This is a genomic window from Streptomyces sp. NPDC003016, assembly GCF_053591455.1.
This window is the reverse complement of the sequence record NZ_JBSFTV010000018.1, coordinates 116863-128937: the sequence shown is the minus strand read 5'-3', so window position 1 is coordinate 128937 and position 12075 is coordinate 116863. Positions and strand designations below refer to the sequence as shown.

11 protein-coding genes are annotated in these 12075 nt (G+C 72.2%); 10 read left to right on the top strand and 1 reads right to left on the bottom strand.

All coding sequences use genetic code 11. The annotated features are described in order from the left end of the window. The first annotated feature begins 39 nt into the window (after nucleotides 1–39). On the top strand, nucleotides 40–768 hold the full coding sequence (locus tag ACWDZ4_RS17815; RefSeq protein WP_451509325.1) for an SseB family protein: 729 nt from the start codon (nucleotides 40–42) through the stop codon (nucleotides 766–768). Nucleotides 769–846: 78 nt separating this feature from the next. Here ACWDZ4_RS17815 and ACWDZ4_RS17810 read toward each other — a convergent pair whose 3' ends face one another. Continuing rightward, nucleotides 847–1209, bottom strand: coding sequence for a DUF1844 domain-containing protein (locus ACWDZ4_RS17810; RefSeq protein WP_451509324.1), 363 nt, complete (start codon nucleotides 1207–1209; stop codon nucleotides 847–849). 383 nt (nucleotides 1210–1592) lie between these two features. Here ACWDZ4_RS17810 and infC point away from each other — a divergent pair, with 383 nt between their 5' ends. From infC to ACWDZ4_RS17765, 9 genes are all read left to right on the top strand, one after another. Next, nucleotides 1593–2237 (top strand): translation initiation factor IF-3, encoded by a 645-nt coding sequence (infC, locus tag ACWDZ4_RS17805; protein WP_451509350.1) that lies wholly within the window; start codon nucleotides 1593–1595, stop codon nucleotides 2235–2237. 122 nt (nucleotides 2238–2359) lie between these two features. Then, the gene (gene rpmI / locus ACWDZ4_RS17800; RefSeq protein ID WP_344496357.1) at nucleotides 2360–2554 is read left to right on the top strand and encodes a 50S ribosomal protein L35; all 195 of its coding nucleotides are present in this window, start codon (nucleotides 2360–2362) and stop codon (nucleotides 2552–2554) included. A 104-nt stretch (nucleotides 2555–2658) separates the two neighbouring features. Continuing rightward, nucleotides 2659–3045 carry a 50S ribosomal protein L20 gene (gene rplT, locus ACWDZ4_RS17795; RefSeq protein ID WP_028815427.1) on the top strand — a complete coding sequence of 129 codons (387 nt, stop codon included), beginning with the start codon at nucleotides 2659–2661 and terminating at the stop codon, nucleotides 3043–3045. Between the two features lie 139 nt (nucleotides 3046–3184). Next, nucleotides 3185–4042, top strand: coding sequence for a TrmH family RNA methyltransferase (locus tag ACWDZ4_RS17790; RefSeq protein WP_451509323.1), 858 nt, complete (start codon nucleotides 3185–3187; stop codon nucleotides 4040–4042). A gap of 134 nt (nucleotides 4043–4176) precedes the next feature. Further along, the gene (locus tag ACWDZ4_RS17785; RefSeq protein ID WP_451509322.1) at nucleotides 4177–5307 is read left to right on the top strand and encodes an ATP-binding protein; all 1131 of its coding nucleotides are present in this window, start codon (nucleotides 4177–4179) and stop codon (nucleotides 5305–5307) included. 198 nt (nucleotides 5308–5505) lie between these two features. Beyond that, nucleotides 5506–6633: a phenylalanine--tRNA ligase subunit alpha gene (pheS, locus tag ACWDZ4_RS17780; RefSeq protein WP_451509321.1), complete on the top strand. Its 1128-nt coding sequence runs from the start codon at nucleotides 5506–5508 to the stop codon at nucleotides 6631–6633. Further along, entirely contained in the window at nucleotides 6633–9161 is a 2529-nt protein-coding gene (gene pheT / locus ACWDZ4_RS17775; protein WP_451509320.1) for a phenylalanine--tRNA ligase subunit beta, read from the top strand. The genes pheS and pheT overlap by 1 nt, the downstream gene beginning before the upstream one ends. A 177-nt stretch (nucleotides 9162–9338) precedes the next feature. Then, nucleotides 9339–10424, top strand: a complete 1086-nt coding sequence (locus tag ACWDZ4_RS17770) for a PP2C family protein-serine/threonine phosphatase (protein WP_451509319.1) — start codon at nucleotides 9339–9341, stop codon at nucleotides 10422–10424. A gap of 280 nt (nucleotides 10425–10704) precedes the next feature. After that, nucleotides 10705–12048, top strand: coding sequence for a tetratricopeptide repeat protein (locus ACWDZ4_RS17765; protein WP_451509318.1), 1344 nt, complete (start codon nucleotides 10705–10707; stop codon nucleotides 12046–12048). Nucleotides 12049–12075 lie beyond the last annotated feature (27 nt).

The following is a 12075-nucleotide window of genomic DNA, read 5'->3' as shown; positions in this document are numbered from 1 at the left end:
CGTGGGAAAACCCCGCCGGCCGGCGGCTAGGCTCGTGGCGTGGCGCTCAAGAACATTCCGGACCCCGGTTTCTCCGAAGACGACGGCACCGCCGACCCGCGGCTGACCGCGGCGCTCGCCGCCTGGGCCGAGGACCCGGCGGCGGAACCGCGGGTGCTCGAAGCGCTGGCCGGCGCCCGCCTCCTGGTTCCCGTCGTCGCCGTACTCGGCGAGGTGGAGACGGACGAGAACGGCCTGCGCCGCGAGAAGACCAGCGACATGGCCGTGCCGACCCTCCAGGCCGGCGAGCGCCGCGCCCTGCCCGCCTTCACCTCCACCGAGACCCTGGCCCGCTGGAACCCCGAGGCGCGCCCCGTCGCCGTACCCCTGGGCCAGGCGCTCCAGGCCCTCGCCCACGAGCGGGCCGACACGCTGGTCCTCGACCTGGCCGGTCCCGTCCCGTACCAGCTCACCGGATCCGCGCTGCTTGCCGCCGCCGAGGGCCGCAGCAGCGCGGCGCCGCTCGACGACCCGGCCGTCACCGAGGCGGTACGCGTCGCGGTGGCCGCGGAGCCCGCCGTACTGCGCGCCCACCTCGGCCCGGGCAGCGCGGACGGCACCCTGGCCCTGGTCCTCGACCCCGGCGCCGAACCGGCCGCGGCGGCCCGCCGCCTCGCCGGAGCGCTGGCCGCCGACGAGACGCTGAGGGCCCGCCTGGTGCGCGGCCTCGACCTGGCCCTGCTGCCGCCCGGCGCGACCCCGCCGGGCGAGCCCCTCTTCACGCGCTGAGGCCGTACGCGCCGAGGCCCCGGCCCCCACGAGCGGGGGGACCGGGGCCTCGGCGTTCCTGTCCGCCGGCGTCCGGGGTCAGCCGTAGACCGGACCGGTGTACTTCTCGCCGGGCCCCTGGCCGGCCTCGTCCGGCACGGACGACGCCTCGCGGAAGGCCAGCTGCAGGGACTTCAGCCCGTCCCGCAGCGGCGCCGCGTGGAAGGAGCTGATCTCGGTCGCGCTCGCGTCCAGCAGACCGGCCAGCGCGTGCACCAGCTTGCGGGCCTCGTCGAGGTCCTTGTGGGCGTCGCCGTCCTCGGTGAGGCCGAGCTTCACGGCGGCGGCGCTCATCAGGTTGACCGCCACCGTCACGATCACCTCGACTGCCGGGACTTCCGCGATGTCGCGCGTCATGGCGTCGAAGTCGGGGGATTCACTGGGGGAGGTCGCGTCACTCATGACGCACACGATATGCCCCGGTCGGCAGCGCCCCGGCTCCGGTCCGACCGAGGTCGCCCGTTCCGCGGAGAGCTGCTAACCTTGTGTAATGACCGGCCGGACACTTGTGTGCCCGGCCCACAAGTGGAGGCTCCGATCTCCCACCCGACTGTCCTCGCGGACTGCGGGTCACCGGTCAGGCGGTCCCCATCGTTCCGTACGGACGATGGAGTCGCTCGATGCGCCCCGTGGTGGTAGATGCACGGTGGTGTTCCGGTATTTCCAGGAGCCCCGCCTGTGTTCCCGTCCGGGGCATTTTTCATGGCTCCCTTCGGTTGGTCTCACGAAACAGACGTTGCGCGGCTGTCTGCCAGACAGTCGTGTGGTGCTACTGAGGAGGATCCATCAGCGCTGAGCCCCGCATTAACGACCGGATTCGCGTTCCCGAGGTGCGACTCGTCGGACCCAGCGGCGAGCAGGTCGGCATTGTGCCTCTTGCGAAGGCCCTGGAGCTTGCGCAGGAGTACGACCTCGACCTGGTCGAGGTCGCGGCGACCGCCCGTCCGCCCGTGTGCAAGCTCATGGACTACGGGAAGTTCAAGTACGAGTCGGCCATGAAGGCCCGTGAGGCGCGCAAGAACCAGGCGCACACGGTCATCAAGGAAATGAAGCTCCGGCCGAAGATCGACCCGCACGACTATGACACCAAGAAGGGTCATGTCGTCCGGTTCCTCAAGCAGGGCGACAAGGTCAAGATCACGATCATGTTCCGTGGTCGTGAGCAGTCCCGCCCCGAACTTGGTTTCCGACTGCTTCAGCGTCTGGCTTCGGACGTCGAGGACCTTGGCTTCATTGAGTCGAGCCCCAAGCAGGACGGCCGAAACATGATCATGGTTCTCGGCCCGCACAAGAAGAAGACCGAGGCCATGGCCGAGGCTCGCGAGGCCCAGGCGGCCCGCAAGGCCGAACGCCAGGGCAACGCCACCGACGAGGCCGAGCCGGCCGAGCCGGTCGACGAGGTCCAGCCCGAAACCCCTTCCGAAGCGTGATTCACGGGGCTGCCATCCAGGCGGCCCCGGCTTCCGCCCGGAGATCCACACCAACGATCTGACGCTCCCGCTGTCCGGCCCACCCGCCGGGGGAACGCCACTGACGAGGAGAGAACGGCGCCATGCCGAAGAACAAGACGCACAGCGGTGCCAGCAAGCGCTTCAAGCTCACCGGCTCCGGCAAGGTCATGCGCGAGAAGGCCGGCAAGCGCCACCTCCTGGAGCACAAGTCCTCCAAGAAGACCCGCTCGCTGACCGGCGCTGTCGTGGTGTCCCCGGCGGACGCCCCGAAGATCAAGAAGCTTCTCGGCAAGTGATGTCGCGGCTCCGGGCGACCGGAGCGCGACCTCCGGGCGACCGAGACCAATTCGTTTCCGGGCCGTGTGAGTTCACCCGCGGCCCCGCTACAAGGAGTTAACAAGTGGCACGCGTCAAGCGGGCAGTCAACGCCCACAAGAAGCGCCGGGCAATCCTCGAGGCGGCCAAGGGCTACCGCGGTCAGCGTTCGCGCCTGTACCGCAAGGCCAAGGAGCAGGTCACCCATTCCCTGGTCTACAACTACAACGACCGCAAGAAGCGCAAGGGCGACTTCCGTCAGCTGTGGATCCAGCGCATCAACGCCGCTGCCCGCCAGAACGGCATGACGTACAACCGCCTCATCCAGGGTCTGAAGGCCGCCAACATCGAGGTGGACCGCAAGATCCTGGCCGAGCTCGCGGTCAACGACGCCAACGCGTTCGCCGCGCTCGTCGAGGTCGCCCAGAAGGCGCTCCCGAGCGACGTCAACGCCCCGAAGACCGCCGCCTGATCTCAGGCAGCATCTCTTCGTCCACCGGACCCGCAGGCGTTCGCCGCCTGCGGGTCCGGTGCGTTGTACCCACGTGCACGACCCCTTGCGTACGCGCAGACGCGTACGCAGAGATACGCAGAGAAGTGAGCCGCCGACCATGGGCACCCCCGAGCTGATCTCCCCGCGATCCCCGCGCGTCGCCGCCGCCAAGCGGCTGGCCAGGCGGAGCTTCCGCGGCAAGGAGCGCCGGTTCATCGCCGAGGGGCCGCAGGCCGTGCGCGAGGCCGTCGAGCACCGCGGCGACAGCGGCGAGGCGACCCTGATCGAGCTCTTCGCCACCGTCGAGGCCGCCGGGCGGTACGCCGACATCGTCGACGCCGCCCGCGCCGCCGGCGCCCGCGTGCACCTGGCCCCCGACGAGGTGCTCGCCGAGGTCTCGCAGACCGTCACCCCGCAGGGCATCGTCGGTGTCTGCCGCTTCCTGGACTCGCCCTTCGAGGAGATCCTCGCGGCGAAGCCCCGGCTGGTCGCCGTCCTGGCGCACGTCCGCGACCCCGGGAACGCCGGTACGGTGCTGCGCTGCGCGGACGCCGCCGGCGCCGACGCGGTCGTCCTCACCGACGCCTCCGTCGACCTCTACAACCCCAAGTCCGTGCGCGCCTCGGTCGGCTCGCTCTTCCACCTGCCGGTCGCCGTCGGCGTCCCCGTCGAGCAGGCCGTCAGCGGGCTGAAGAGCGCGGGCGTACGCATCCTGGCGGCCGACGGCGCGGGCGACGACGACCTCGACGGCGAACTCGACGCGGGCACCATGGGCGGGCCCTCCGCCTGGGTCTTCGGCAACGAGGCGTGGGGCCTCCCGGAGGAGACCCGCGCTCTCGCGGACGCCGTGGTGCGCGTCCCGATCCACGGCAGGGCCGAGAGCCTCAACCTCGCCACGGCCGCCGCCGTGTGCCTCTACGCCTCCGCGCGTGCGCAGCGTGCTTCCGGAGGGTGCCGCAGCGTCACCTCCAGCTAGTAGGGTGACGGGTTCGGGGGCCCTCCCCCAAGCTCTCGGCTTCTCCTCCGGGCTCTCGGCTTCGCCCGAGCGGAGAGGGACCCCCTGAGCAGGGAGGTACCCCCTCCGCCATTCGGAAGAGGTGGGATACGGGGATGGCTGTCCGCACGAGCGGTCCGTCGAAGGCGAGCGGTTCCTTGCCGCGTCCGCCCGCGGGGACGGACGGTCACGGGATCGATCCCGACGACCTCCCCGACGGCCTCGCCGTCGCCGACGAGAGCGGCCGCGTCATCTGCTTCAACGCCGCCGCGTCGCGGATCACCGCCATCCCGAAGGACGCCGCGCTCGGCAGGCCCCTGGAGACCGCGCTGCCCCTCGAGGACCTCGAAGGCCGCCGCTGGTGGAGCCTGACCGATCCGTACGGCGGACTCGCCATCCGGGCCGGGCAGCCCGAGCGCAACCTGCTGCTGCCCGGCGGCCGCGAGGTCCTGGTCTCCGCCCGGTACGTACGCCACGAACCCACCGGACCCGTCCGGCGGGTCGTCGTCTGTCTGCGCGGTACGGAGGCCAGGCGCCGCACCGAGCGCAGCCACGCGGAGCTGATCGCCACCGTCGCCCACGAGCTGCGCTCCCCGCTGACCTCGGTCAAGGGGTTCACGGCGACGCTGCTCGCCAAATGGGAACGCTTCACCGACGACCAGAAGAAGCTGATGCTGGAGACCGTCGACGCCGACGCGAGCCGGATCACCCGGCTGATCGCCGAGCTGCTCGACATCTCCCGCATCGACTCCGGGCGCCTTGAGGTCCGCAGGCAGCCCGTGGACGTCCCGACGGCGGTCGGCCGCCACATCCAGGCGCACATCTCCAACGGCCAGCCGCCGGACCGCTTCCTCGTCCGTATCCAGCAGCCGCTGCCCGATCTCTGGGCAGACCCGGACAAGATCGACCAGGTGCTGGGCAACCTGCTGGAAAATGCGGTGCGGCACGGGGCGGGAACGGTCACCATCGAGGTGGGGGCGGCCCTGATGAAGACCGGAGACAATCCAGCGAAGGGAACAGCCGTGACCGTGAGCGACGAAGGCACCGGCATTCCCGAGGAGTCGATGGGCCGCGTCTTCACCCGTTTCTGGCGGGGCAGCAAGCGCGGTGGCACCGGTCTCGGTCTCTACATCGTCAAGGGCATCGTCGAGGCGCACGGTGGTTCGATCACTGTCGGCCGCGGTCCCGGCGGCGGCGCCGAGTTCCGATTTATCCTGCCCGTCGGCGCCCCGGCCTACCTGAAATAGACAAGTTTGCGAAGCAATCAGGTAGACCGGTGGCGGGCGACGGGCGGGCCTGAGCAGCCCACGGGCTTCTTCACCCTTCACGGCCTTTAGACTCGACCTTTGGCACCTTTGCGTCCTCAGTCGTCGAGCGGGGGCCACGGGGGTCCGGGGGCCTCCCCCGGCAAAGGCAGTACCAGCCAATCGGAAGTACGGGAAGAGATGTCCGCACCCAATAAGTCGTACGACCCTGTCGAGGTCGAGGCGCTGAAACCGGAAGAGATCGAGCGCATGCGGGACGAGGCGCTCGCCGCCTTCGACGCCGCGGCGGATCTCGACGCGCTCGCCCACGCGAAGACCGCGCACACCGGCCCCGCTTCGCCGCTCTCGCTCGCCAACCGTGAGATCGGCGCGCTGCCGCCGGCCGCCAAGGCCGAGGCCGGCAAGCGCGTCGGCATGGCCCGCGGCGCCGTGAACAAGGCCCTCGCCGCCCGCCTCGCCGCCCTGGAGACGGAGCGCGACGAGCGCGTGCTGGTCGAGGAGGCGGTGGACGTCACGCTGCCGTACGACCGCGTCCCGGCCGGCGCCCGGCACCCGCTGACCACGCTGATGGAGCGCGTCGCCGACGTCTTCGTGGCCATGGGCTACGAGGTCGCCGAGGGCCCCGAGGTGGAGGCGGAGTGGTTCAACTTCGACGCCCTCAACTTCGTGCCCGACCACCCGGCGCGCCAGATGCAGGACACCTTCTTCGTCCAGGGCGCAGACGGCGCGAGGAGCGACGAGTCCGGTGTCGTGCTGCGCACGCACACCTCCCCGGTCCAGGCCCGCGCGCTGCTCGACCGTGAGCCGCCCGTGTACGTCGTCTGCCCCGGCCGCGTCTACCGCACCGACGAGCTCGACGCCACGCACACCCCGGTCTTCCACCAGATCGAGCTGCTCGCCGTCGACGAGGGCCTCACCATGGCCGACCTCAAGGGCACCCTCGACCACATGGTCCAGGCGCTCTTCGGCGAGGGCATGAAGACCCGGCTGCGCCCGAACTACTTCCCGTTCACCGAGCCGTCCGCCGAGATGGACATGGTCTGCTACGTCTGCCGCGGCGAGTCCGTCGGCGACCCGGACCGTCCCTGCCGCACCTGCGGCAGCGAGGGCTGGATCGAGCTGGGCGGCTGCGGCATGGTCAACCCGAAGGTGCTCACCGCCTGCGGCGTCGACCCCGCGAAGTACAGCGGATTCGCCTTCGGGTTCGGCATCGAGCGAATGCTCATGTTCCGCCACAACGTTGAAGACATGCGAGACATGGTCGAGGGTGACGTCCGGTTCACCCGGCCCTTCGGGATGGAGATCTGATGCGGGTCCCGCTTTCCTGGCTGCGGGAGTACGTCGATCTCCCCGCCACCGAGACCGGCCGTGACGTACAGGCCAAGCTGGTGTCCGCCGGCCTGGAGGTCGAGAGGGTCGAGCAGCTCGGCGCCGGCCTCAAGGGCCCCCTGGTCGTCGGCAAGGTCCTCACCATCGAGGAACTGACGGAGTTCAAGAAGCCCATCCGCTTCTGCACCGTCGACGTCGGCACGGCCAACGGCACCGGCGAGCCGCAGGAGATCGTCTGCGGCGCCCGCAACTTCGCCGTCGGCGACAAGGTCGTCGTGGTCCTGCCCGGCGCGGTCCTGCCCGGCGACTTCGCGATCGCCGCGCGCAAGACGTACGGCAGGACCTCGCACGGCATGATCTGCTCCGGCGACGAGCTGGGCATGGGCGACGACGGCTCCAACGGCATCATCGTGCTGCCGCCCGAGTACGAGCCGGGCACCGACGCCGTCGAGCTGCTCGAACTCGTCGACGAGGTCCTCGACATCGCCGTCACGCCCGACCGCGGCTACTGCCTGTCGATGCGCGGCGTCGCCCGCGAGGTCGCCACCGCGTACGGGCTGCCGCTGCGCGACCCGGCGCTGCTCGACGTGCCGGCCCCCAACGCGTACGGCTACCTCGTGAAGGTCGACGACCCGCGGGGCTGCGACCGCTTCACCGCCCGCACGGTCGTCGGTCTCCAGCCCGAGGCCCGCTCCCCGATCTGGCTGCGGCGCCGGCTGCAGAAGGCCGGGATGCGTCCGGTCTCGCTCGCGGTCGACGTCGCCAACTACGTGATGCTGGAGCTCGGCCAGCCGCTGCACACCTACGACCGGTCCCGCATCGACGGACCGATCGGGGTGCGCCGCGCCGAGCAGGGCGAGAAGTTCACGACGCTCGACGGCGCGTTGCGTGTCCTCGACGCCGAGGACCTGGTGATCACCGACAACCGCGGCCCCATCGGCCTCGCGGGTGTCATGGGTGGCGCCAACACCGAGATCGCCGACTCCGAGACCGACCCCGAGACCGGCGCCGTCACGGGCACCACCGAGGTCGTCATCGAGGCCGCGCACTTCGACGCGCTCTCCGTCGCCCGTACCGCGCGCCGGCACAAGCTGTCGTCCGAGGCGTCCCGGCGCTTCGAGCGGGGCACCGACCCCGAGGCCGCCTCCGCCGCCGCGCAGCGGACCGTCGACCTCCTCGTGCTGCTCGCGGGCGGCACCGCCGAGGCCGGCGTCACCGAGGTCGTCGCACCCTCCGCACCCCGCACGATCCCGATGCCCGCGAACCACCCCGACCGGGTGGCGGGCGTCGACTACGGCCGCGAGACCGTCGTACGCCGCCTCCAGGAGGTCGGCTGCGACGTGTACGGGCAGGACGAACTGGTCGTGACCGTGCCGTCCTGGCGCCCCGACCTGGCCTTCCCGAACGACCTGGCCGAAGAGGTCATCCGGCTGGAGGGGTACGAGAACCTCCCGTCGACCCTGCCGACGCCGCCCTCGGGCCGCGGGCTCACCGACCGGCAGCGGCTGCACCGCCGCATCGGCCGGGCGCTGGCCGGCGCGGGTTACGTCGAGGCGCTGAACTACCCGTTCCTCGGCGGGGCCGTGCTCGACCAGCTGGGCCTGGACGCCGACGACGCCCGCCGCCGTACGGTCGAGCTGGTCAACCCGCTCTCCGACGAGGAGCCGGCGCTGCGCACCACGCTGCTGCCCGGCCTCCTCGGCGCGCTGCGCCGCAACGACGGCCGCGGCTCGCACGACCTGGCGCTCTTCGAGACCGGTCTCGTCTTCCGGCCGACCGGGGAGGAGCACAAGGCCGCGCGGCTGCCCGTCGACCGCCGGCCGACCGACGAGGAGATCGCCGGCCTCGACGCCACACTGCCGCGTCAGCCGCACCACGCCGCCGTCGTCCTCGCGGGCGCCCGCGAGCAGGCCGGCTGGTGGGGCAAGGGCCGCCCGGGCACCTGGGCGGACGCCGTCGAGGCCGCCCGTACGCTCGCCCGCGAGGCCGGCGCCGAGCTGACCGTGCGCGCCGACCAGCACGCGCCGTGGCACCCCGGCCGCTGCGCCGCGCTGTACGTCACGGTGAACGGCGAGGAGATCCTCGCCGGGCACGCCGGTGAGCTGCACCCGCGTGTCATCAAGGCGCTCCACCTCCCGGAGCGCACCTGCGCGATGGAGATCGAGACCGACGTACTGGAGCGGGCCGGTGCCGGAGTCCTCCAGGCGCCCCGGATCTCCGCCTTCCCGGTGGCGACCCAGGACGTGGCACTGGTCGTCTCCGACGGTGTGCCCTCGGCGGACGTCGAGGCCGCGCTGCGCGAAGGCGCCGGCGGACTCCTCGAATCGCTGCGGCTGTTCGACGTGTTCACGGGTGAGCAGCTCGGCGCGGGCAGGAAGTCGCTCGCGTACGCGCTGCGCTTCCGCGCCGCCGACCGCACGCTGACCGTCGAGGAGGCCACGGCCGCCCGCGACGCCGCCGTCGCGCTCGCCGGCGAGCGCACGGGCGCGGTGCTGCGCGGGGCGTAACACCCGGTGGAGCAGTGCTGAGGGGCGTATTCGAGGTTACGGATACGCCCCTCACTCATTTGGGTGAGAAGTAGGGGCAGGGTGCGCAAACCGGTACGGCCGGTCGGCACAATCATTCCGGCTGCGAGGGCCACGCGTCGTACGTCGTACAGGGCCAGGGCCTAGGGGGCCGTCGGGATGATCCGTACCAAGACCTGGCGGGGCGCGTGCGCGGGGGTGTTCTCCGTGCGGCGCGTCCTCGTCTTCGGGCTTCCCGCCGTCTGGCTCGTCGCCGCGACCGTCTGGGAGCTGGCCTGCCCGTTCGGCTCGCACGGAGGAATGGCGCCCCGCTTCGTGACGTGCGCCGCCTTCCTGGCGCTGGTCGCCTATCTGCTGACGGGCATGAGGCTCGGTCCGGTCCGGGAGCTGCGCCGGGTCCGCGAGGTCGCGCACGCCGCCCAGCAGGTGCTGCTGCGCCCGCTGCCGCCCCGGCTCGACGGGCTCGCCGTCGCCGCGGGCCAGCTCTCCGCGAGCCGTGGCGCGACGGTCGGCGGCGATCTGTACGAGGCCGTGGCCACCCCCGGGGGCGTGCGGGTCGTCATCGGTGACGTACGGGGCCACGGGCTGGCCGCGATCGGGGCGGTCGCCGCGCTGCTCGGCAGCTTCCGGGAGGCGGCGCACGACGAGGCCGACCTCGCGGGCGTCATGCGCAAACTGGAGCGGGCGCTGCAACGGCACCTGCGGGAGCGGTCGCGGTCCGAGCACCCGTCGGTGAGCAGCACCGACCCGGACAGTCCGCTGGCCGAGGAGTTCGTCACCGTACTCCTGCTGGAGATCCACGAGGACGGCGAGGTACTGGCGGTCAACTGCGGCCACCCGTGGCCCTACCGGCTGCGCGAGTCCGCCGAACCGCTCGCGGGCGGGGACCCGCTGCCGCCGCTCGGTCCGTTCCCGCTGCCCGACGGCCTGGCCGCGCACCGCTGTACGCGCCTGCTCCCCGGCGACGTGCTGGTCCTGCACACCGACGGTGCCGAGGACGCCCGCGACGGCGACGGGACGTTCTTCTGCCTGCGTACGGCGCTCACCGAGGCCGCCGCTCCGGGCCCGCCGGTCTCGCCCGCCGCGCTGGTGCGGCGCGTGCACACGGCGCTACTGCGGCACACGGGCGGGCGGCTCACCGACGACGTGGCCCTGCTCGTCCTGCGCAATGACCGCTGGCGGTCACCGGCGCCCCCCGGGGACCAGGAGCCGTGCCCCTCGCGCCCGCGATCCGCCCACCGCTGACCGGCCGTCGCCCCGGAGCCCGGGGTCCGCTCCGTCCGCCGTGCCGTGGAGTGTCGGGCAGACCGGCAGGACGGACGGAGCGGGGCCGGGCCGCCGCGCTGTAACGAGGGGGGAGCAGGCGGCCCGGCCGCCTCCTGGAGAGGCGTGTGAAGTCAAGCGGTCGCAGCGTGCGCGCGGGAGAGCACGCGGGGCACGAACGCGGGCATTCGGTTCACACCCCGTGTGAACGCGGCTCCACTACGCTGGCCTATTGCGCCCGCACCGAGCCACCGGAGAGGCCATGCAGCCCAATACTCTGCTCGACGCCCTGCTCGACGAGGCGGGCATCTCCCACGCGGGGCTCGCCGCCCATGTGAACCAGGCGGGCAGCGCGAGAGGTCTGGCGCTGAGATACGAACACACGGCCGTGGCGCGGTGGCTGAAGGGCCAGCGCCCGCGCGGCCAGGTGCCCGACCTGATCTGCGAGGTCCTCGCGGCCCGGCTGCACCGGCCGATAACGCTGGACGACATCGGGTTCGGCTCGCCGGGCGAAACGGGCATGCCGCACGGCTCCCCGCTGACGGGCTTCGTGGAGCGCGCCACCGCGCTGTGGCGCTCCGACGAACAGCAGCGGCCCCACGTCCTCGGCGCGCCCGCGGTGACCGGGACACCGGCCGTGATGCCCGTGTGGGAGTGGGAGAACCCGCCGGAGGACGCGGACGTCTCGCGCAAGGGACAGACGCGCGTCAGCGTCGCCGACATACAGATGCTGCGCGCGGCCCGGGCGCACTACGAGCTGATGTACCGCAAGGCGGGCGGCATCGCGACGCGGGCACGGGTCGTCGGCTTCCTCAACGCCGAGACCGCCCCCCTGCTGCGCGGCAGTTACTCCAACGCCATGGGGCGCCAGCTGCACCGGGCGACGGGCGGCCTGGTGGCGGTGGCCGGCATCTGCGCGTACGACTCGGACGCCCAGGGGCTCGCCCAGCGCTACTTCCACCAGGCCCTGCGGCTCGCCAAGGCCAGCGGGGACCGGGGGCTCGGCGCGTACATCATCGCGCTGCTCGTCAACCAGTCCCTGTTCATGGCCGAGTACCGGCAGGCGGTGGCCTTCGCGGAGGCGGCGCTGCGCACGGCGGGCACGCAGATCACCCCGGCGCTGGCCGCCGATCTGCACGCGATGCAGGCCAAGGCGTACGCCCATCTCGGCGACGGCAAGGGCGCCCTGTCCTGCATCCGGCGCGCGGAGAGCGAGGCCGAGTGCATCAGACCGGGCAGCGAACCGGACGAGACGGGGTACGTCCAGCCGGGCCTGGTGAACGTCCAGGTGGCCGAGGCCCTGCTCAGCCTGGGTGATCTGCCCGCCGCACGGGAGCACGCGACGGCGGCGGTCGGCTCTCCCGCGACCCACGACCGGGGACGGGTGCACCGGCTCGCCATGCTCACCCACATCGAGCTGCGCCAGGGCAGGGCGGACCGGGCCGTGGAGATCGCGACGGAGATGGCCGAACGGGCGCGGGGAATGGAGTCGCAGCGGTTGCGCGACCGGTTGCGGGCGGTGCGCGAGCATCTGGTGGGAAGCGGATGCGCGGGCGCCGACGAGGCGGCCGAACTGATCGACGGGGCTCTGCGCGTTCCGCTGTGACCGTGCTCCTGCTGCGATGTTGTCACC